General features: G+C 62.3%; 21 protein-coding genes. 12 read left to right on the top strand and 9 right to left on the bottom strand.

Features of this window, described 5'->3' with window-relative positions:
* Nucleotides 1-7: 7 nt before the first annotated feature.
* From J5278_RS23205 to J5278_RS23215, 3 genes are all read right to left on the bottom strand, one after another.
* The gene (locus tag J5278_RS23205; RefSeq protein WP_142831370.1) at nucleotides 8-889 is read right to left on the bottom strand and encodes a polysaccharide deacetylase; all 882 of its coding nucleotides are present in this window, start codon (nucleotides 887-889) and stop codon (nucleotides 8-10) included.
* 82 nt (nucleotides 890-971) lie between these two features.
* The gene (locus tag J5278_RS23210) at nucleotides 972-1,694 is read right to left on the bottom strand and encodes a response regulator transcription factor (protein WP_111221423.1); all 723 of its coding nucleotides are present in this window, start codon (nucleotides 1,692-1,694) and stop codon (nucleotides 972-974) included.
* A complete protein-coding gene (locus J5278_RS23215; protein WP_142831371.1) occupies nucleotides 1,691-2,944 on the bottom strand; it encodes a sensor histidine kinase in 1,254 nt (417 codons plus the stop codon). The genes J5278_RS23210 and J5278_RS23215 overlap by 4 nt, the downstream gene beginning before the upstream one ends.
* 248 nt (nucleotides 2,945-3,192) lie before the next feature.
* Between J5278_RS23215 and J5278_RS23220 the strand changes: the two genes are divergently transcribed.
* The 5 genes from J5278_RS23220 to J5278_RS23240 all read left to right on the top strand — a co-directional run bounded on the left by J5278_RS23220 (nucleotide 3,193) and on the right by J5278_RS23240 (nucleotide 8,569).
* Complete coding sequence (locus J5278_RS23220; protein ID WP_219258509.1) at nucleotides 3,193-4,209, top strand: ABC transporter substrate-binding protein; 1,017 nt, start codon at nucleotides 3,193-3,195, stop codon at nucleotides 4,207-4,209.
* Nucleotides 4,210-4,281: 72 nt separating this feature from the next.
* Nucleotides 4,282-5,748, top strand: a complete 1,467-nt coding sequence (locus tag J5278_RS23225) for an ATP-binding cassette domain-containing protein (protein ID WP_219258511.1) — start codon at nucleotides 4,282-4,284, stop codon at nucleotides 5,746-5,748.
* Nucleotides 5,745-6,692 carry an ABC transporter permease gene (locus J5278_RS23230; protein WP_219258513.1) on the top strand — a complete coding sequence of 316 codons (948 nt, stop codon included), beginning with the start codon at nucleotides 5,745-5,747 and terminating at the stop codon, nucleotides 6,690-6,692. Before J5278_RS23225 ends, J5278_RS23230 begins: the two co-directional genes overlap by 4 nt.
* The gene (locus J5278_RS23235; RefSeq protein WP_142831375.1) at nucleotides 6,689-7,639 is read left to right on the top strand and encodes an ABC transporter permease; all 951 of its coding nucleotides are present in this window, start codon (nucleotides 6,689-6,691) and stop codon (nucleotides 7,637-7,639) included. The genes J5278_RS23230 and J5278_RS23235 overlap by 4 nt, the downstream gene beginning before the upstream one ends.
* 15 nt (nucleotides 7,640-7,654) lie before the next feature.
* On the top strand, nucleotides 7,655-8,569 hold the full coding sequence (locus J5278_RS23240; RefSeq protein WP_142831376.1) for an SMP-30/gluconolactonase/LRE family protein: 915 nt from the start codon (nucleotides 7,655-7,657) through the stop codon (nucleotides 8,567-8,569).
* A 17-nt stretch (nucleotides 8,570-8,586) separates the two neighbouring features.
* On the opposite strand, the gene guaD is transcribed toward J5278_RS23240, so the two are convergent.
* The 6 genes from guaD to J5278_RS23270 form a co-directional block, all read right to left on the bottom strand.
* Nucleotides 8,587-9,957, bottom strand: coding sequence for a guanine deaminase (gene guaD, locus J5278_RS23245; RefSeq protein WP_142831377.1), 1,371 nt, complete (start codon nucleotides 9,955-9,957; stop codon nucleotides 8,587-8,589).
* A 10-nt stretch (nucleotides 9,958-9,967) separates the two neighbouring features.
* On the bottom strand, nucleotides 9,968-10,819 hold the full coding sequence (locus tag J5278_RS23250; protein ID WP_219258514.1) for an aromatic ring-hydroxylating dioxygenase subunit alpha: 852 nt from the start codon (nucleotides 10,817-10,819) through the stop codon (nucleotides 9,968-9,970).
* 109 nt (nucleotides 10,820-10,928) lie between these two features.
* A complete protein-coding gene (locus J5278_RS23255; protein WP_142831379.1) occupies nucleotides 10,929-11,864 on the bottom strand; it encodes an ABC transporter permease in 936 nt (311 codons plus the stop codon).
* A gap of 11 nt (nucleotides 11,865-11,875) precedes the next feature.
* The gene (locus tag J5278_RS23260) at nucleotides 11,876-12,919 is read right to left on the bottom strand and encodes an ABC transporter permease (RefSeq protein WP_209187999.1); all 1,044 of its coding nucleotides are present in this window, start codon (nucleotides 12,917-12,919) and stop codon (nucleotides 11,876-11,878) included.
* 1 nt (nucleotide 12,920) lies between these two features.
* A complete protein-coding gene (locus J5278_RS23265) occupies nucleotides 12,921-14,495 on the bottom strand; it encodes an ABC transporter ATP-binding protein (RefSeq protein ID WP_219258515.1) in 1,575 nt (524 codons plus the stop codon).
* 74 nt (nucleotides 14,496-14,569) lie between these two features.
* A complete protein-coding gene (locus J5278_RS23270) occupies nucleotides 14,570-15,691 on the bottom strand; it encodes a BMP family ABC transporter substrate-binding protein (RefSeq protein WP_209187998.1) in 1,122 nt (373 codons plus the stop codon).
* 385 nt (nucleotides 15,692-16,076) lie between these two features.
* Between J5278_RS23270 and J5278_RS23275 the strand changes: the two genes are divergently transcribed.
* From J5278_RS23275 to J5278_RS23305, 7 genes are all read left to right on the top strand, one after another.
* On the top strand, nucleotides 16,077-16,316 hold the full coding sequence (locus J5278_RS23275) for a hypothetical protein (RefSeq protein ID WP_224128722.1): 240 nt from the start codon (nucleotides 16,077-16,079) through the stop codon (nucleotides 16,314-16,316).
* 13 nt (nucleotides 16,317-16,329) lie between these two features.
* Complete coding sequence (locus J5278_RS23280) at nucleotides 16,330-16,992, top strand: Rieske (2Fe-2S) protein (protein WP_142831383.1); 663 nt, start codon at nucleotides 16,330-16,332, stop codon at nucleotides 16,990-16,992.
* Nucleotides 16,992-17,624 (top strand): glutathione S-transferase family protein, encoded by a 633-nt coding sequence (locus tag J5278_RS23285; RefSeq protein WP_142831384.1) that lies wholly within the window; start codon nucleotides 16,992-16,994, stop codon nucleotides 17,622-17,624. Before J5278_RS23280 ends, J5278_RS23285 begins: the two co-directional genes overlap by 1 nt.
* Before the next feature lie 33 nt (nucleotides 17,625-17,657).
* Nucleotides 17,658-18,587 carry a LysR family transcriptional regulator gene (locus J5278_RS23290; protein WP_257623419.1) on the top strand — a complete coding sequence of 310 codons (930 nt, stop codon included), beginning with the start codon at nucleotides 17,658-17,660 and terminating at the stop codon, nucleotides 18,585-18,587.
* Between the two features lie 96 nt (nucleotides 18,588-18,683).
* Nucleotides 18,684-19,184, top strand: coding sequence for a thiamine pyrophosphate-binding protein (locus J5278_RS23295; protein WP_111222304.1), 501 nt, complete (start codon nucleotides 18,684-18,686; stop codon nucleotides 19,182-19,184).
* Nucleotides 19,181-19,789: a thiamine pyrophosphate-dependent enzyme gene (locus J5278_RS23300; RefSeq protein ID WP_142831385.1), complete on the top strand. Its 609-nt coding sequence runs from the start codon at nucleotides 19,181-19,183 to the stop codon at nucleotides 19,787-19,789. Before J5278_RS23295 ends, J5278_RS23300 begins: the two co-directional genes overlap by 4 nt.
* Nucleotides 19,790-19,806: 17 nt before the next feature.
* Complete coding sequence (locus J5278_RS23305) at nucleotides 19,807-21,375, top strand: GMC family oxidoreductase (RefSeq protein WP_143123286.1); 1,569 nt, start codon at nucleotides 19,807-19,809, stop codon at nucleotides 21,373-21,375.

Genomic DNA, 21,375 nt, shown 5'->3' on the forward strand with positions numbered 1-21,375 from the left:
CCGCCTTCTAGGATTTGCGCGGAAAGCGGGCCGCGAAATCGTCGGCGATCTCGTTCATGGTGACGAATTTGACGCCGGGGTGCTTGCTCATATGGGCAAACAGGCGCTCCAGCATCATCAGCACCTGAGGGCGCCCGGCGACATCGGGGTGAATGGTGATCGGAAAGACCGCATAGTCCATCTCGCGGTAGACCCAGTCGAACTGGTCGCGCCACATTTGCTCGATGTCGTGCGGGTTGACGAAGCCGTGGCTGTTGGGCGACTTCTTGATGAACATCATCGGCGGCAGGTCGTCGAGATACCAGGAGGCGGGGATCTCGATGAGGTCGGTTTCCTGGCCGCGCTTCAATGGTACCATCCACTCCGACGGCTTCTTCGAGTAATCGATCTTCGTCCAGCTGTCGCCGACGCGGACGCGATAGGGTGTAAAGTCGTTGTGCATCAGGGAGTGGTCATACTTGATACCGCGCTCCAGCAGCAATTCGTTGGTGACGTTGGAGAATTCCCACCATGGTGCGACATAGCCGGTCGGTCGCTTGCCGGAGAGCTTGGTAACGAGATCGATGCAGTGGTCGAGCACCTCGACCTCCTGCTCGCGCGTCATGGCGATCGGATTTTCATGGGTGTAGCCGTGGATGCCGATCTCGTGGCCGGCATCCGCGACGGCCTTCATCTGCTCTGGAAAGGTTTCGATGGAATGGCCGGGAATGAACCAGGTCGTCTTGATGCCGAACCGGTCGAACAGCTTCACAAGCCGTGGGCTGCCAACTTCACCGGCGAAAAGCCCGCGCGAAATATCGTCCGGCGAATCCTCGCCCCCGTAGGAGCCGAGCCAGCCGGCGACCGCATCGACATCGATGCCGAAGCTGCAGAAAATTTCCTTTGCCATTTTATAACTCCTTGTCTTCAGACTTTTACGGCGCGAGGCCATCGGGAATTGCCAGTCGCTCAGATGTTCACTCCGGCGCGGCTCACAGGGAGGCAAGCCATTCGGAGAGTTCCGTCTCTGCGCGCTCCAGGGCACTGTAGTTCAACAATTTGCGCAACATTGCGACGGTCACCGCCCTGGCCCTCAGATTGAAGCGACCGTCCTCATGATCCTCGGCGGAATTTTGGTAAACCTCAAGCTTTTCGTAGAGTTGCTGCAGCCTGTTCTGGACGCTGCGCAGCGATAGGTTTCGCCGGCGGGCGATCGTGCGGTCGGTCAGCCCCAAAGCTATGTCCACCAGGATTTCGTATTCCGTATCGCTGAACCCCTTTGCTTGGCCGAGGCTCTTCTGCTGCATGCCGCGAACCTCGCGGTCGATGACGCATTGCGCCTCGATGAAGATGCTGCGCAACGCCAGCCTCAGACGTTCGTCGGAGGCCGACTTGAGAACGTAGCCATAGGCGGCTCCATCCGGCACGATACGCGATACGCCGCGCACATAGGCCTCGTCGGAATAGTTCGACCAAAAGAGGATGCGCGTGTCCGGCCGCTCGTTCCAGATCGTTCGCGCGGCTTCGATGCCGTTGCGGTTGTTCATTTGCAGATCCATGACGACATGGGCGGATTTGTTTTCCCGCGCCAGCTTCTCGCCCTCCTTGCCGTTCTGCGCCTCCAGGATTGTTTCGCATTCCGGCAGGGAGGCGCCGATTGCCTCGTGGAGATAGGAGCGATGCAGGGGATCGTCCTCGACAATCAGAACTTTCATGCGTGCAGCCTCGATTTGCCGTCACGAGGGGACGGCTGTTCTGCGATGGGCAGGTGGATGGACACGACGGAGCCGCGGGCTTGGCGCCCGTCGCCGACGGAAAATCCAGCGGAAATCAGCTGCGCGCGCGTCTGCATATTGTCGATGCCGGCGCCACGGCGGCGGCCCGGCCTGTCGATACCGATGCCGTCATCGCGTACCTCGATGGAAATGCCGTCCGCCCGGCCCGTCAGCGTTACGGTGATGTGGTCGGCCTGCGCGTGACGCACAGCATTGTTGATGGCTTCCTGCACGATCCTGAACAGCGCTATGCTAACCGTCGGCTCCAGTCTGTCGATTACCCCGCCGGTGTTGTCGACGAGCTTTTGGGCTATTGACAACCCGCTATCCCGGATCGAACGATCCAGCTCGTTTTCGACTGCCTGCGCAAAACCGAACAGCTGCAGCACGGAGGGCTTGGCCTCCTCGATGATCTGGCGAAGGTCCTGCATGCAATGCTGCAGACTGCGGGCCAGCGGCTCCAGCGCCTCGCCGGAGATCTTCTGCTCGTGGGTCAACCTCTCCAGGCGCCGCGACAGTCGGGTCAGGTCCGCCAATGTCTGGTCGTGAAGATCCATGCCGATCCGCTGGCGCTCCAGTTCCAGCGCCTCGGTCAACTTGAGCGCGCCGAGCCGCAGGCCCTCTTCGCGGGCTCGCGCTTCCGCCTCGACGATCGCCCATTGCTGGGCCTGCTCGGCGGCGCGCAAGGCGAAAAAATAGGGCGACAGCAGGTCTGCGATCGACCGTGCATTGGCCACGTCGTCGAGGCCATAAAGTGCAACGGCGTGCGCCGAGCAGCTGAGCGCGCCGATCACGTCACCCTCGACCTTGAGCGGAACATGCAGGCGGCTGCGCAGGGCTTGGTCGAAGATTGGGCGCACGAAGGCACCGTCGAAGTTGAAGCGCGGATCGACGCAGGCATCGTCGGTCAGGAGGTAGCCGACCTCGCCCCAGAGAAGGCTGCGGATGGGGCTTCCCGACACCAGCGCCGGCGGGTTGTTGCCCCATGCGGTTTCAATGCCGGTCTCGTAGGCGGTGTGATACTTGCCGCCATGCATGATGATGCAGACGTCCAGATGATCGTGGGGAATGATATGGGAGATCTCCGCTGCCACCGCGCGAATGGCAGAGCGGAACTCCAGCTGTCCCGCCAGCACGCGGGAAATTCCGAGATAATGGTCGAGAAGCGCCGAGGGCGCCAACTTGAGCATGGTTCCTCCTCCAGCCGTTCCCTCCCAGGTCGCGGCTCAGTCCGTTCTGCCCAGTAAGCGCCAGGTGGTGGCACCCCGTCCTGCAGGATCCCGCAGCAATTACAGGAATTGCCGCAAATGCAATGCCGCATTGTTACTATACAACCCCGCCAATCTATAACATCCTGATGGGGTCGAGAGGAGGAACTCGACGTTTGACACAAACTATCCGCCCGGGAGGGGATTTCGGGTCAACAGGGAGAGAGACAATGAATTTCAGAAATCTGCTTCTGACGTCGGTAACGCTTGCCTGCGTGGCGCTGCCCGCAGCTGCCATGGCCGACACGTCCGCCAAGAAGATTGCGCTGTCCAACAATTACGCCGGAAACTCGTGGCGCCAGGCCATGCTGACCAGCTGGGAAAAGGTCACCGGCGAAGCCGTCAAGTCCGGCGTCGTCGCTGCCGCAGACCCATTCACCACGTCTGAAAACCAGGCGACCGAGCAGGCAGCCCAGATCCAGAACATGATCCTTCAGGGTTACAACGCCATCGTCATCGATGCGGCGTCGCCGACGGCGCTGAATGGCGCCATCAAGGAGGCCTGCGATGCCGGCATCGTCGTCGTCTCGTTCGACGGCATCGTGACCGAACCCTGTGCCTGGCGCATCGCCGTCGACTTCAACGGCATGGGCGAAAGCCAGGTCGACTACCTCGCCAAGAAGATCCCCGCCGGTGGTAACCTGCTTGAGATCCGCGGCCTTGCCGGCGTCTCCGTCGACGATGAAATCTCCGCCGGTATCCATGCGGGCGTCGCCAAATTTCCGCAGTTCAAGATCGTCGGCTCGGTTCACGGCGACTGGGCGCAGGATGTTGCGCAGAAGGCCGTTGCCGGCATCCTGCCGAGCCTGCCGGAAGTGGCAGCCGTCGTGACACAGGGTGGCGACGGTTATGGCGCGGCCCAGGCCTTCGAGGCGGCAAAACGTCCCATCCCGACCATCGTCATGGGCAATCGCCAGGATGAACTCGTCTGGTGGAAGAAGCAGAAGGACGCCACCAAGTACGAAACCATGTCGGTGTCCATCGCTCCCGGCGTTTCGACGCTGGCCTTCTGGGTCGCGCAACAGATCCTCGACGGAAAGACCGTGAAGAAGGACCTGGTGGTGCCGTTCCTGACAATCAACCAGGACAATCTCGAGGCCAACCTTGCGACCACCCCCTCGGGGGGTGTCGCCAATGTCGAGTACTCGCTGGCCGATACGCAGAAAGTCATCGCCGACAGCAAGTAAAACCCATCCTCCCACCGCCTTGCGCCGCCCGATTGACCTCGGGCGGCCGGTCCTTCAGAGGGAGATCCAGTCATGGACGTGAAAACGCACGGCCCGGCCGTCGTTGAGGTGAGCGACGCCAAGGTGCATTTCGGCGCAGTCAAGGCGCTGGACGGCGTAACCATCCGTATTGCCGCCGGCGAATGCGTCGGCCTCGTCGGTCACAACGGCGCGGGGAAATCGACAATCGTCAACATCATCAACGGCGGGCTGACACTGCATTCCGGTAGCGTCAGTTGCGGTGGCGAGAAGATCGAGCGCTACGGTATCGCTGCCGCGCGAAGCCACGGCGTGCGATGCGTTTTCCAGGAATTGTCGCTTTGTCCCAACCTGACCGTCATCGAGAACACCCGCGTCATGCATCGCGGCTTGACCGGCTGGGGTTGGCGCAGGCGTGCCGCCGCCATCATCAGCCAGTCTCTGGATGCGATTTTCCCAGGCCATGGCATCAAGCCGGAAGCCACCATCGGCGACCTCTCGATTGCCGAACGGCAGATGGTCGAGATCGCCACGGCATTCTCCACTATCTCCACTCCGGTCAAGCTGGTGATCCTCGATGAGCCCACCTCGTCACTGGACGCAAGCCTTGCGGCGCAATTGCTCGCCTATGTGCGTGTCTTCGTGAAAAACGGCGGGTCGATCATCCTGATCTCCCATATCCTCGGTGAAATCCTGTCGGCAACCGACCGGGTCATCGTCATGAAGGACGGCAAGGTCGTCGCCGAGAAACCGTCCGCTGCATTCGATCATCACAGCCTGGTGGCCGTCATGGGCAGTGTCGTCAAGGCACGCGACGCCGCGCCGGCGCGCGCCCGGGCACACCAAGCCCCGCCTCTGCTGTCAGCTCCCCCACGCAAAGGCAAGGGATTGCCGTTCAGCGCGTTCCCGGGCGAACTCGTCGGACTGGCAGGGCTCGGGGGCCATGGACAGACGGATATCCTCCTCGAGCTTTATCTGGCGCGCACCGGCAACTGGATGCGGCGGCGCGATGCCGAGGTGACCTTCGTTGCCGGCGACCGCGCTCTCAACGGTGTCTTTCCGCTATGGAGCATTCTGAAGAACCTCACCATTGCCAATCTCAACGACCTGTCTCCGGGCGGAATGCTGCGAGACGCTAAGGAAGAGACGCTCGGCATGTCGTGGAAGGAAAGGATCGAGATCCGCACCAAGGACATGGACAATCGCATTCTGTCGCTCTCAGGCGGCAACCAGCAGAAGGTGCTTTTCGCCCGCGCGCTGGCAACGACTGCGCCCGTCGTGCTCATGGACGATCCGATGCGCGGTGTCGATGTCGGCACCAAGCAGGAAGTCTACGCCATCATCAGGGCTGAAGCGGCCAAGGGACGGACCTTCGTGTGGTATTCGACGGAGATGGAAGAGGTCAGTCTTTGCGACCGCGTTTTCGTTTTTAACGAAGGCGTCATCGTCCGCGAACTCGTCGGCCCCGAAGTGACCGAGGAAAACATTCTATCAGCCTCCTTCACGGGAGTGGCGGCATGAAGCTTCGCCTGTCTTCGGATACCATCCGCCTCGTCATTCCCGCCCTGTCGCTGACAATCCTGCTCATTTCAGTCTTCTATCTGCAGCCACGTGCGATGAGCTACATCGGCCTGAACCTGCTGTTCAATCTGGCGGTTCCGATTGCACTCGCGACAATCGCCCAGATGCTGGTCATGACCGTCAACGATCTCGATCTCTCCATGGGCTCGTTCGTCAGCTTCATCGCCTGCGTCACGGCGACCTTCCTGCAATCCGATCCGGCACTGGGCATCGCCATTCTGCTGGCCGCCGTCGCTGTCTATGCCGGTCTCGGCGTGCTCATCCACATCCGCGACCTGCCATCCATCGTCGTCACGCTCGGCATGAGCTTCGTCTGGAGCGGACTGGCCATCCTGCTGCTGCCGGCACCGGGAGGGCATGCGCCGGACTGGGCGAGGGCGGTTATGACGTCAAAGCCGCCGCTGGTGCCGATGGCCATCGTCGCCAGCGTCATCATCGCGCTGTTCTCGCATTTCCTCATTATGCGCTCCTCGTTCGGCGTCATCCTGCGCGGCGTCGGCGGCAACGCACGTTCTGTCGAGCGCGCCGGCTGGTCGATCCTAGCGGCAAGGGCAGCGACCTATGCGCTGGCCGCCTTTTTCGCCATTCTGGCCGGAATTGCCCTTGTCGGCCTGGCGACGTCGGCCGATGCCAACATTGCGTTGCGCTACACGCTGTTGTCGATTGCCGGTGTCATCCTCGGCGGCGGGGAGTTCGTCGGCGGCCGCGTTTCGCCCATCGGTGCAGTCATCGGCGCGCTGACCTTGACACTTGCGGGCTCGTTCCTGTCGTTCCTGCGCATTTCGTCGGATTGGCAGATCGGCGCGCAGGGGGCGATCCTTATCGTCGTGCTCGGGCTGCGACTGCTGCTCAACCGCATGGAAAAAAGGGAGAAGCGCGCATGACAATCCTCACCTCGCTCATGCGCAAGCCATGGATCTGGTCCTTCGTCGCTGCCTTCGTCGTCTGGTTCGTCACCATCCTGTTTACCGGCGGCGCCAGCACATTGGGTCTCAGCCAGGCAGCGCTGACCTTCGCCGCGTTCTCGATCGTGGTCGGCGTCGGTCAGATGTTCGTCATCACCCTCGGCCCGGGCAATATCGATCTGTGCGTGCCCGCAACGATGACGCTGTCGGGCACAGTCGCGCTGAAATTCATGGCGGGCGAAAACGCGCTGATCGCCATGGGCCTGCTGGTGGCTGTCGCCGTCGGCCTAGCAGTGGGGCTCGGCAATTACGCGCTGATCAAGCTCCTAAGGATCCCGCCAATCATCGCCACCCTGTCAATGAGCTTCATCGTGCAGTCGACCGCCATCTGGACGAACCGCGGCCTGCGGATCAAACCGCCGGAGGCGCTGGCAAGCTTTTCGACAGGAACGACGCTGGGCCTGCCGAACGTCGCGCTCCTCGCGCTCGTTCTATCGCTCCTCGCTTATGTGCTGCTGCAAAGAACCGTCTATGGGCGCTGGGCCGCCGCAATCGGCCAGAGCATCAATGCTGCGCGCATGGCCGGCATACCGGTCGATGGCGTCCGGCTGACAACCTACGTGCTCTGTGCCGTGCTCGCCGCCGTCTGCGGCTATCTGCTGGCGAGCTTCTCCGGCGGTGCCGCGCTCAACATGGGCCAGGAATATCTTTTGATGTCGATTGCCGTCGTCGTCATTGGCGGCACGGCGGTTGCCGGTGGGGACAGCAATGTCGCCGGCATATGGGGCGCGTCGCTGTTCATGTTCCTCGTCGTCTCCATGCTCAACACCTACGGCTTTGGCGCGGGCATCCGCCTCGTCATGACCGGTCTCATCATCATCGGCGTCATCGTCGTCGCCGGTGGACGCAGTCTTCGAAATCACTGAACGCGGAATATCCTCATGACCGACGCATCCCCATTCGAAGTTCACGACCCACGCTTTACGGCGCTGTTTGTCGGCAGTGCCCGGCTGGAAGAGCTCTACAGTGGTTGCCGCTGGGCGGAAGGCCCGGTCTGGTTCGACGATGCGCAACATCTTCTGTGGAGCGATATTCCGAACCAGAAGATGATGCGCTGGGTGCCGGATGGCGGCGTCTCGGTTTTCCGTCACGCTTCGAACTTCAGCAACGGAAATACGCGCGACCGAGAGGGCCGGCTGATCTCCTGCGAGCACGGCACACGCCGCGTCACTCGCACGGAGGTGGATGGCAGCATCACTGTTCTTGCCCACAGCTTCGAAGGCAGACGCCTGAACTCCCCCAACGATGTGATCGTCCGCTCGGACGGGACGATCTGGTTCACCGACCCGACCTACGGGATCCTGTCGGACTACGAGGGCTACAAGTCCGATCCAGAGCAGGGCCAGCGCAACGTGTTTCGGCTGGATCCCGAAACCGGCGATCTCACCGCTGTCGTCAGCGACTTCCTGCAGCCAAATGGGCTCGCCTTTTCGCCGGATGAGACAAAGCTCTACATTGCCGATAGCGGGGCCAGCCACGAGCCGTCAGCGCCACGCCACATCCGGGTCTTCGACGTCGTCGACGGCCGCAGCCTTGCGAACCCGAAGGTGTTCTGCCACATCGATGCAGGCATACCGGATGGCATCCGGTTCGATAACCAGGGCAACCTTTGGTCGAGTGCTGCGGACGGTGTGCATTGCTTCTCGCCAGAGGGTGTCTTGTTCGGCAAGATCAAGGTGCCGCAAACCGTTGCCAACCTCACCTTCGGCGGACCACGCCGCAACCGCCTCTTCATAACAGCGACGACCTCTGTCTACGCCGTCTATCTCACGACAAACGGCGCGCAGCGCCCGTAGGGCGAGCCGCTGGCTGATCACCCAGCGGTCAGCCTGTCCAACCCGTCGACCCACACGGCCGAGACGTTTGCCCGTGAGGCCGTGTAGATGATCTTCTGGAGGATCTGCTCACCGTGGTCGAACTCGTCCCAAAGGCGCACCGTCCCGCCTTCGGCCTCGACATCGATGACGACGGCGTCGAATTTGTAGCCGGGCGTGAACTGGCCGATGGGCAGGTCGAGGGCCACCCCACCCCCTGTGGTCGCGATGTAGAATGCATCGCGAAAATCGATCTGTGCGGGACCGAAGGTCGATCGGACACCCGCAGCCAGTGTCGGATCCACACCGCTCTGCAACATGCGCGAGGCAAGGACGGCGCCTCGGCAATTTTCAAGCATCGACGCGCTCGGACCGCCGGAAATATCGGTGCCCAAGCCAACATGAACGCCTTTTTCGAGCGCTGCCAGGAGTGGGAAGACGGCGTTGGCGAAATAGGCGTTGGACAGAGGGCAATGGGCGATGGCGGCCTTGCGGACGCGGATTGTTTCGATGTCGTCGGCCGTCAGGAAATTGGCATGGGCGAGAACCGTCTTGCGCCCGAGCAGGCCGAACCGGTCGAGCATGTCGGTGTCGGTAGACCCGTAGCGGTCGAGCACGTAGCCATGCGCCCAGTCGCTCTCCGAACAATGGGTCTGGACATGGCAACCGCATTCACTGGCGATGGCACCGAGCCCCTCGAGCGTCGCATCCGTGCAGGACGGAATGAAGCGTGGCGTCACCACCGGCAGAACGCGATCGGCGCCATTGTCCGGATGGCTGCGGATATGGTCCACCAGCGCCCGCGTGCCCTCCAAAGCCGCCTCGGTCGATGCGTCGCGATAATAGTCCGGGCACTCGTCGGCATTGTCCATTGCGACTTTGCCGATCAATGCCCGCTGGCCTTTCTCGAGGCAGAGATCCACCAGCAGGCGCGTCGCCTCCTGGTGGACTGTCGCGAAATAGAGGGCGGTGGTCGTGCCGTTCGCCAGCAGGTCGTCGACCAGCAGTCCATAGCTGCGCCTTGCAAAGGCCAGGTTCTGGTAGCGGGCCTCGAGCGGGAAGGTATAGGTCTGTAACCAGACCTCGAGCGGCACGTCGAGCGCGCTTCCCAGTTGCGGGTATTGCGGCGCATGTACGTGCAGGTCGACGAAGCCCGGCAGGAGGTAGGCGGTGCGGGAAAGGGTGACGAGCCGCCCGTCGGTCTCGCGGACCCGGCGGATTTCGTCATAACTGGGTTCGCCTGGCCGGACTATGGCTTCGATCCGGCCGTCACCGTCGATGTCGATCAAGACGTCCTGCAGGATATCGATGGTGCCGCGTTCCGGCGTGTGAAAACCGCTGGCGCTCAGTGTCCGGTTGCAAAGATCCATGGGTTATGCGCTACGCTGCCATCGCGGAAGTGCCGTAGGTGATGCCCTTCTCCTTCAGCCAGCGACGATAGGCGATGGAGCTGGCATCGGCCCGCGTCGGGATCTCCGAGCGCGCCTCCATCGGCAACAGCACCGGGCGCTGGTTTTCGAGAATGATGCGGTCCTGCAAGAAGATCAGTTGCTGGAAATGCACCAGCTCGGTGGTCGTCGAGACATCGTCGATTAGGAACATGACGGGATGGGCGCGGCAGCGGCCGGGATCGAGCGGCTGGACGAACAGGCATATGACATCCCATCGGTTGGCCGCGTTCGGGCATGTCTTGTAGAGCAGCGTCGCAAACGGGGTCATGACGCGGTAGATATAGTCGGTCATGATGCCGCCAGTAGCGGATAGGGCGGCCTGCGGCTGGAAGAATTGGCAGTTCGTTGCCCAGACCTCGTCGACATCCCGGCGGATCTCGGCATTGTAGTGCATGACTTCGGTGTGGGGCTCGGCGCCCAGAATGTCGGTGTGCACAAACGGAAAATGCGCCATGTCGAGAAAGTTCTCGACAATCCGTAGCCCGGATGCGCGAACCATCACGGAACCGCAGTTGACGACACGACGGTCTTCCTCGTCAGCCTCCGGCAGCGCAAAGAGGCCGCCGGCCGGTTGCCCCAACGTCGTCCAGACAAGGCCGAAGCGTTTGATGATCTGAAGAGCACCCTCTTCTGCCGTAACCGCGATTGAACCGTCCGTCTCTCTCGTTACCACAAGATCGCTGCCAAGCAGGCGGCTCGACGATGTCCCGAAGGGAATCTCCGTCTCCGTATCGAGCGGATACCATTGATCAAGGGCTGCCTGGTCCGAACATCTGCTCATGGAGCGCTCCCGTTTCTCGATCGACTGCCTGCCGCCTCATCTTGATGATCTGCGGGCCATTGGTCCATCGCTAAATCGACAAATACCCGCGTAGCGCATGCCTCCTGCATCAGCGCACATCCCTGTAATAGGGCACGCCGATAGCCGCCGGTGCCGCCATGATCCGGCGCATCCGCTGCCAGGTGAGCACCGGCACGATGATGAAGGCCATGGTGCCGAGATAGGGCAGCATCGACAGAAAGGCCGGCGCAATCGGCCAGCCACGCGCCTGGCCGACGAAGCCGAGTGCCGTGATGAAGCCGAACAGGAGCCCGGACAGGACGGCTGGGATCGGCCGGTAGCCGGCAAAGATTACCAGTGCGACGGCAATCCAGCCGCGACCGGCGACGACGCCATCTGACCACGAGGGCACGAAGGTCAGCGTCAGATAGGCACCGGAACCGGCCGCCAGTGCAGAGCCGGCCGTCACGTAGACGAAGCGGATGAGATTGACGGAAATGCCCGCAGCATCTGCCGCAGCCGGATTTTCGCCGACAGCCCGCATGTTGAGGCCGTGGCGGGTCCGGAACATAAGGTAGCTGAGCCCGACCGGCAGGATGATATAGATGAGATAGACGAGGATGTTCTGCGAAAAGAAGGCCTTCCCGAAGATCGGGATGCTACTGAGAAGCGGTACCTCGATACCGGCAAACACCGCACGGGCGGGCATGCCGGAATAGGCGCGGCCGATCGTGGAGGCGAGACCATTGCCCATCAGTGTCAAGGCAAGGCCGCAGAGCACCTGATTTGCCCTGAGGATCACGGTGGCAAACGCGAACATCATGCCGAAGACAGCGCCGACGCCGAGCGCCGCGAGAAAACCGACCGTTGGCGACGGGAATGACGCGACGGTGGCAATTGCCGTCAGCGCCCCCATGGCCATCAGGCCTTCGACACCGAGATTGACGACGCCGACGCGTTCCGCCAGCACCTCGCCGAGGGCGGCTAGCGCCAGCACGCCGCCGGCAAGAAACGCCGTGGTGAAAAGCCCGGTCAGAAGGTCCATGCTCTGTCTCCTCAAGCCTTGTCGCGGGCGATGCGGTAATGGGCGAGTTCGTCGCCGATCGCGGTCAGAAACAGGATCAATCCGGTGATTGCCAGCACGGTCGACGTCGTCAGCCCCTGCGTCTGCAGGATAATTCCGGAATTGAGGATGAAGGCCATCAGCGCTGCGGAAAAAATGACGCCGATGGCCGAACTGCGGGCGAGAACCGCGACCATGATACCGAGATAGCCGTAATTGTTGGAGATGCCGCCTTGCAGGCGATGAACCGTGCCAGCGATCTCCAACATGCCGGCGAGACCGGCGATGGCACCGGAGAGCAGCATGACGGTAATCAGATGCCTGCGGACCGGCATGCCCGCATAGCGCGCCGCCGATGGGTTCGAGCCGACGAGGCGCACTTCATAGCCCCAGCGCGAGAACGCCAGCAAGGCCGCGACGGCCAGCGCGACGATCACGGCAATCGGCAGGCCCCAGTGGACTGAGCCCCAGAAGTCCGGGATTTCAGCGGAAAGTCGTTTGGTGGCGGAATTCGCCATCTTGTCGCGCCAGGCGTTCGTCGAGACATAGTAGACGAGCAGGATCGCGACGAAATTGAGCAGTAGCGTCGTGATCAGCTCGTTGACACCGGCATAGGCGCGCGCAAGCGTCGGCACGAGGATCCAGGCGGCGCCGCCGACAAGTCCGGCGACGAACATCATCGGCAGGATGATGACCGGCGGTCCTGGCACGAAGAGACCGACAGCGGCGGCACCGAAGGCCCCCGCGTAGAACTGGCCTTCCGCCCCGATATTCCAGGCGCCGATCTGCTGAGCGACAGCGACCGACAGCCCGGTGAGGATCAGGGGAATGAGCAGCAGCGCCAGATCCTCCAATCCAAAACTCGATCCGAAGCTGGCGCTCAGCACCTGCAGGCCGAGATTGAGAGGATCGGCCCCGGTGAGCGACAGGACGATACCGGCAAAGACGAGGGCAATGACAATGGCTGCGGCGCGCGCCGCAAAGGCTATGACGGGCGACGCGGACGGCAGACGCTGAAGGCGAAGTGATGCAGCCATCTCAGGCGGCCTCGTGGGTTGGTGCGCGGCCGCCCATGAGCAGGCCGATCTCGTCGAGGTCGGCGTTGTCGGTATCGACGATGCCCATGATCCGGCCTTCATAGAGAACGGCGATCCGGTCTGAGACGTTCAACAGTTCCTCAAGTTCTTCGGAAATGAGGATGATACCGGCGCCGGCGTCGCGCAGCTCGACGATATAGCGCAGCATCGTGTTGATGGCGCCGACGTCGAGGCCGCGGCTGGGATAGGCGGCCACTAGCACGCGGTGGGCGATCCGCATTTCGCGACGCGCCACCAGCCGCTGCTGGTTGCCGCCCGACAGGTTGCGGACCGGCATGGCGAAATCCGGAATGGCCACCTCGGCAGCGGCGGCAATTTCCTTGGCCAGCGCCGCTGCCGGGGCCGGGCGGTAGATGCCTCCTGCCGAGATCCGCGGTGTCTTGTATTCGCGCATGACGGCATTGACGGTGATGCTCAGCGCCGGCGCCAGGCCGCTGTGCAGTCGGTCTTCCGGAATGTGGCCGATGCCGCTATCTGCAAAAAATGCCGCATTGCCATTCTCCACCGTGCTGCCATCGATCAGGATGCGGCCTGCGCTGAGCGGGCGAATGCCTGTCAGCACCTGGCTAAACTCGCGCTGCCCATTGCCAGCGACGCCCGCAATGCCGACGATCTCGCCGGCCCGGACGTCGAGCGAGACATCGAACAATGCCTGATTGCCGTTGTCGCCCGAAGCCGAGACGTGCTCAAGGCTGAGCGCCGGTGTCGCCGACATGGCAGCCGCGGTCGGCGAGCGCTGGCGCATGTCGGCAAGCACGATATCGCGACCGACCATGAGCTTTGCAAGCATGCGCGGATTGCACTCGGCCGCCTCGACCGTCGCCATCTTGCGGCCGCCGCGCAGGATGCTGATGCGATCGGAGATTTCCAGCACTTCGTCGAGCTTATGGCTGATGAAGATGACGGCATTGCCGTTGGCGACGAAGTTGCGCAAGGCCTTGAAGAGCTCGCGGGCTTCGGCAGGAGTCAGCACTGCCGTCGGCTCGTCGAGGATCAGCACGCGCGCCTGGCGGGCAAGCACGCGCAGGATTTCGACGCGCTGCTGCTCACCCGTCGACAGGTCGCTCACCCGCGCGCCCGGTCGGGTCTGGAGATTGAATTTTTCGGCAAGCGCCTCAGTCCGGGCTTCCAGAACAGGCGCCGAGGCACGGCGGGGTGTCTCAGACCAGCCGAGATGGATGTTTTCGGCAACAGTGAACGCCTGCACGAGCTTGAAATGCTGATGCACCATGCCGATGCCCGCAGCGATGGCCTGCAGCGGGGTGGCGAACTGCTTGGCGTAGCCGTCGATAATAATTTCGCCCGCGTCTGGCTGGTAGATACCGGTCAGGATGTTCATCAGGGTCGACTTGCCGGCGCCGTTTTCGCCCAAGAGGGCGTGGATCTCACCGGGCATGACATCGAGGTCGACATTCTCGTTGGCGACGACGCCTGGAAAATACTTGGCGATACCCTTCAGCTGGACCAAAGGCGGCGCACCGGCAGGAGCTTTGAAACGGATCGCGTTTTCAGTCATCAATTATGCACCGGAAGGGAAGCAGCGAACCCGGCCGCAAGGCCGGGTCCCGGATTGGCGGTCGTCGACCGGGATCAGCCGGAAAGGCCCGAGACGCCCTCGACCGACCAGTCCCAGTTGTAGAGTTCCAGGTCGGTCATCGTCTGGCCGGCAGCAACCCGTACCTTTCCGCTTGCATCCTTGATCTCTCCGGTAAACGGCGACCAGCCGCCAACCATCTTCTGGCGGACTGCGTCGGCCGCCGCCGCGACGTCGGTCGGAACCTTTTCGCCCCATTTGTCGCGATCGACGCCAGCACCCATAGCAAACAGCTGCTCGGTCGGCGTCCAGGTGCCGGCGAGACGCTTGCCGACCTGGTCGACATAGAATTTGGTGAAGTCGATCAGCACGGACGAGACATAGGAGTTCGGGCCGTAGCGGCGGATGTCGGTGTTCCACATGGCCGCCCAGACGCCACGCTTTTCCGCGACCTGGAGATATCCGGCTTCGTCCATGATGCCGAAGAGGAAGTCGCAGCCGTTGTCGATCAATGCCGTGCCGGCCTGCGTCGCTGCCTGCGGGTCGAACCACGAGTTGATGACGATGGTCTGCAACACGGCGTTCGGGTTGACGCTGCGAGCGCCCATCAGGAACGCGTTGGTCGATGCATAGACGGAAGCGACCGGGAAAGAGGCGATGTAGCCGAGCTTGCCGGTTTTAGACAGATGGCCGGCGGCCACACCGATCACATAAGTCGGATACCAGTGAGCGAGGTAATACCAGCCGAGATTGTCCATCGTCACGCGGCCGTCGCATTCCATGAAGGCGACGTCGGTGGCGCGCTTGACCACCTCATGCAGGAAATCGCCGTTGGACGACGTATCGAAGATGATGTTGGCGCCCTCGCTGACGAACTGGCGATAGGTGCGTGTGGCGTCGGCCGAGTAGGGAATGTTCTCGACCTCGAGAACCTTCTTGAGTTTGGGATAGGCCTTCTTGACGGCCAGCAGACCCTGATGGTGGGACCAGGTCCATCCCTCGTCGGAGATCGGGCCGACATGGCCGAAACCGACGACAGCGTCTTCTTCCTTGATCGGGGGAAATGCCGAGGCGGCCAATGCCTGGCGGGCAAAGCCTGTCGGCAGCATCACCGAGGCGGCGCCAGCGGCACTCATGTTCAAAAATCCGCGCCTTGAAAGCGTACGCAAGTCCAGCATGGTATCCCCCTTTATAGCCGGCTTCGGCCAGCGTTGATTTATGCGACGCAACAACTGTGCCAGATGACGAGGACCAATTTCCCGGTCGAAAACGGCTCTGGAGCGGCGTAGATCTGCGCGGTTTCGTCCATCTCAAGCTTGCAAGAAGCTATCGGCAATCACAGTGTCAGACGGCATTTGTTCGGAATAGTGCCAATTTTTCGAAGGCACTCAGGCGCAAAAGGCAACAACTCCGTCACCAAACTGGCTTGAACTCTCCGGCAAAAACCGGATAGGATGCACAAAACTAAGGCGCGATTAAAATTTATGCAAAACGGGTCATTTTCATGCAGGTCAAGGCTACTGGGAGACCGCAGAACGGCACTTGCCCGAGCGAGGTTGAGCGATGATCGAAGCGGCTAGCTTTACCTTTCGCGGTCAGATGATCTGCGACAGCTTCACGGAGTTTGCCACGCATCGCGCCCGCAAGCTGGATCTGCAAATCGACTTCGGCGCCTGCGACAGTGCAGCTGCCAGCCTTTCGGTGCGCGGTCATGGCGATCTCGTCGATGCGTTCGAGATGGCCTGCAGCCTGGGCCCTTACGATTGTATCATCCTGGATATCGAGCGGCGTGCTGCGGCATGAAGAGGAGCGGATCATGAGACTGGAAGCAGGGTGGGTGCCGGTCGGGCTTTCGTCCTCGATCGAGCCCGGAACCTCGGCGGGTGCCGTCGTCGACGAGCAGGAGATCGTCGTCTGGCGCGACAGCAGCGGCATCGTCCATGTCTGGGAGGATCGCTGTCCGCATCGCGGCATGCGGATGAGCTTCGGCTTCGTGCGCGGCGACCATATTGCCTGCCTCTACCACGGCTGGCAGTATGATGCTGCCGGTCAGTGCCGCTACATCCCGGCCCATCCTGCGCTGGACGTGCCTTCGACGATCAAGGTGCCGACATATCTTGCGCGGGAGGACTACGGGATCATCTGGGCGACGGCATCCAGCGAGGCCGTTTTGCCAGATGCCGTGGGTGCCGCAGAATTCGCGCCCGTCCGCAGCCTCTATGTCGATTGTCCGATCAGCGATGTGCTCGCGGCGCTCGATCAGGCAGGAATGAAACATCTGGATGCCAACACCGGACTGCTGGCGGCGGATGGCGACCGGCTGCTCATGGCCGTCCAGCAAGTCTCCCCCGACAAGACCGCCATTCACGGTGTCATTCTCGGCCCTCATTCCCCGCAGGCAAGCGGCAGGCAGGCGCACCACGCCCGCCTGATGGAAAAGATGCGGTTCGAACTCGAGCAAACGGCGGAGATGGCCTGATGCCGGAAATCACCCTCTACGGCTACGAACTCGACGAAAACAGCTACCGCGCTCGCCTTTTGCTATCCATGCTCGGGCTGGATTGGCAGACCGTGGCCATCGACATGTTTCCGGGGCAGGAGCACGGGAAGCCGGCCATGCTGGCTCTCAATCCGCTCGGGACGCTTCCCGTCGTCAAGGATGGCGATCTCGTCGTTTACGGCATGGCGCCCGTTCTTCTTTATCTTGCCCGGGCGCACGACGCGGCGCAACAGTGGCTGCCGCACGACCCGAAGGCCTTCGCCGACGTCGTCCGATGGGTCGGCTTTGGCGACACTGCCCTTGGCCCGGCGGTGGCGGCCCGGCTGCAGGCGCTGTTCGATACGCCCGGTGACGAAACAACGCTTCGCGCCTCGGCCCGCAAAGCCTTCCGGATCATGGACGACCACATGACAATCCGCCATTTCGATGGGCTGGAGTGGTTTTGCGGCAGCGGTCCGACGCTTGGCGACCTCATGCTTTTCCCATCCTTCGCCCTCAGCCGCGATTTCGGCATCGATCACGCGGAGTTCCCGGCGCTGCGACGCTGGATCCGGCATTTCCGCTCGCTCAAGGGCTTCCTGACCATGCCCGGCATTCCCGATTATCACTGAGAGCGGAAAGGCGCGGCTTATGGGCATGTTGGCATGATGGATCCGTTTCGGCTCGGGCTTGTGGCCACCCGTCTCCACTACTTTCAGCTCGTGGCGCGTCTTGGCTCCATTCGCCAGGCAGCCCAGGCCCTGAACGTCGCACCGTCCTCGATCAGCCGTATCCTGAAGCAGCTCGAGGAAGAGCTCGGCACGCCTCTCTTCGAGCGTGTCCGCCAGCGGCTGAAGCTCACCAGCGCCGGTGAACTGATGCTCTATCACGCCCGTCTCAGCCTGTCGGAACTGAAGCGCGCCTGCACCGAGATCAACGATCTCAACGGACTGCATCGCGGTACCGTCTCCGTCGCCATCATCGAAAGCGTCTCGCGGGGATTGATGCCGGACGCCCTGCAGGAATTCTGGAAGCGGCACCCGGAGATCTCCGTCGATGTCAGGGTGATGGGATCGCAGCAGGCCGCCGATGCCGTGGCCGCTGGCGAATGCGATCTTGCTGTCGTGTTCGACGTCAAAGTGGCGCGCAATGTGCGGCGCATTTCGACTGTGCTGTTGCCGCTCGGCGTACTGGCGCTCCCGGATAGCCGTCATGCGCAGAAGAAGGAACTGAAGCTGTTCGACCTTGCCGGCGAACGGGTCATCCTGTCTGACGCCAGCCTGACGCTCGGCGCCTGGGTCAAGGATGCCTTCAGCCGATCTTTCGTCGACCTCACGCCCCGCGCGCGCACCAACTCCATCGGGCTCATGATCGATCTTGCCAAGCGCGACCTCGGCACGGTGCTGCAGACCCGTGTCGGCATCGAACAGGAGATTGCCGATGGGACGCTGACGTTCGTCCCCTTGCACGACGCCAAGGTCAATCCGCGCAAGCTGATGCTTCTCTCGCGCTCGGAGAAGGAAATGTCGGACGCCGCCTCGGCGATGGGCAGGCTTCTGGCGCAGTCGCTTGATGGATCGGAAGATCGAACATGATGACATGTTGCTTTTGGCGCATTGCATGGATCGAAAATAAGACCCTATTCGGAACATCCGGCATTTGTCACCCTGACCGGGAAGAGAGGATGCCCGATGAAAAAATCTGCTGTTGACGCTGTCATCCGTGGCCTGAAAAAGGCCGGCGTGAGCGTCGTTTGCTACCTGCCGGACTCGCTGTTCAAGGAGCTCTACCCGGCGCTTGATGCCGATCCCGATATCCGCACGATCCGCGTCACGAACGAGGGAGAGGGCGCCGCGATCTGTGGCGGGGTTTTTTTGTCCGGCAAACGGGCAGCATTGGTGATGGAAAATTCCGGGCTCAGGGCGTCTGTCGAACCCCTGGCGCGCATGGGCCTTGGTGCCGGCATCCCGGTCGTCATGCTGATGAGCTATCGCGGCGAGCTCGGCGAGAACAACTGGTGGGCGATCCCCCATGGCATAACCATGGAGCCGGTGCTCGACGCGCTGCGCATTCCGTACCGGATCGTGCGCGAGGAAGAGGCGATCGAGCGGGCCATCACCGACGCCTTCAAGTGGTCCTATGCGGCCTATTACCATTCGGCAATCGCGCTTGGCGGGGAGATCGTCCGATGAAACGCTTCGATTGCATGAAAGCCCTTTCGGCCCGGCTGAAGGATGAGCTCGTCATCCTCTCCCTCGGTGGCAGCGTCGACGAATGGTACAACGCGGCGCCGCATATGCGGGAAGCGAGCCTTTTCCAGCAGCAACTCGGCTGCGTCACCCCCCAGGCCTTCGGACTTGCCGCCGGCCTGCCACACAGGCGCATCGTCTCGCTGGACACGGACGGCGGCATGATGTTCAACCTCGGCATTCTCGCGACGCTCGGCAACGAGCAACCGAAGAACCTCCTTGTCGTCGTCTGGGACAACGAGATCTACCAGTCGATCGGCGGCCCGCCGACGCATACGGCCTTCGGACGTGTCGATATCGCTGCCATCGCGCGCGGCTGCGGCATCGAAAATGCCTTCACGGCACGCAACGTGGAAGAGTTCGACGCCCATTGCGCCGCAGGGCTTGCAGCCGACGTCCCCTATGTCATCGTCGCCAAGGTTGCCGGCACGGTGCAGCCGGACATCAAACGCAAGCACAGCGATGGCCGGGAAGACAAATACATCTTCGTCCGCCATGTCGAGGCGAGCGAAGGCATCGTCATCATGGGCCCCAGCGAGCACAACTGAACAGGAACTATCGTTCGATGTCCGCCGTCGCCATTCCCCAGAAGCCGCTTTCCAGGGCCTACGACTATATCGTCGTCGGATCGGGGTCGGGCGGCTGCGCGGTGGCACGGCGTCTGATCGACGGCAGCGACGCGAGCGTGCTCTTGATCGAAGCCGGAAGCTCGGGCTTCGGCATTCCCGAAATCGAAGACCCGGCGGCCTGGGTGCCGCTCGGCCGCAGCCGCTACGACTGGGGCTACGACTATGCGCCGACGCCTGCCGTCAACAATCGCGTCATCGGCATTCCGCGCGGCAAGGTGCTCGGCGGCTCCAGCAGCATCAATGCGATGATGTGGTATCGCGGCCATCCGATGGACTACGATGCCTGGGAAACTGCCGGCGCAAAGGGCTGGTCTTTCAAGGATGTGCTCCCGTTCTTCAAGCGCTCGGAAGACTGGCAGGACGGCGCATCGGACCTGCGCGGTGCAGGCGGCCCGTTGCGCATCGAGCGATGTGCGACACTGCACCCGACAGCCGCGGCGATGCTCGACGGCGCCCGGGCGCTCGGCATTCCCGTCATCGACGATCCCAACGGCCCCGACAACGAGGGTGCTGCCGTTTCCAATTTCAACATATCCGGTGGCAAGCGTTGGAGTTCGGCGAAAGGCTATCTCGAGCCGGTGCTCGACAACGAGCGGCTGACGGTGGCGACAAATTCGTTCGCGATCCGCCTCGGGATCGCAAACGGCCGGTGCGTTTCCGTTACCCATCTGGTCGACGGCCGTCCGCACGAGACCGAAGCAACGACCGGCATCGTTCTCGCCCTTGGAGCGATCGACACGCCGCGCCTGCTGATGATGTCCGGCATCGGCGATCCCGCCGAGTTGAGGCGGCTTGGGATAGACGTCCGTGCCGCACTTGCAGGCGTCGGCCGCAATCTCCAGGATCATCCGCTGGTGCAGGCCTGCGTCTTTCGCGCCAGGCAGCCGCTTGGGCCGACGATCGGCAATGGCGGCGGCACGATGATGAACTGGAAGTCGAGCACTCATCTGCCGCAAGCTGACCTGCATGCCTTTCCCGTCCAGGGCAACAGCGCCGAGCCGCGCATTCGTGAACTCTATGATCTTCCCAGTGACGTCTTTTCGATCGGCTGCGGGCTGATGCGCTCGAAGAGCGTCGGCTATTTGAGGCTGCTGAGCCCGGAGCCGGGCGGCGCGCTGGAAATCCAGCCCAATTACCTTGCTGAACCGAGCGATCTCGACGCCCTCGTCACCTCGGTGGAAATGATTATGGCGCTCGCGGCAACGCCCGCCTATGCGGACTGGTTCGGCGGATACGCAGCCCCGCCGGCGATGCTCGGCCGAAAGGACATCATCGCCTACATCCGCAACGCCTGCTCGACCTTTTTCCATGTCTGCGGAACCTGCGCGATGGGCAGCGGGGAAATGGCTGTGGTCGACAGCAGGCTGAGGGTCATGGGCGTCGCCGGGCTGACGATTGCCGACGCCTCCGTGATCCCCATCATTCCGACATGCAATACCCACGCGCCGGTAACGATGATCGGCGAGCGGGCGGCCGACTTCCTGCTCACCGCAACCGGGACCTGA

Source organism: Rhizobium sp. B21/90 (assembly GCF_019355815.1).
GTDB lineage: Bacteria > Pseudomonadota > Alphaproteobacteria > Rhizobiales > Rhizobiaceae > Rhizobium > Rhizobium rhododendri.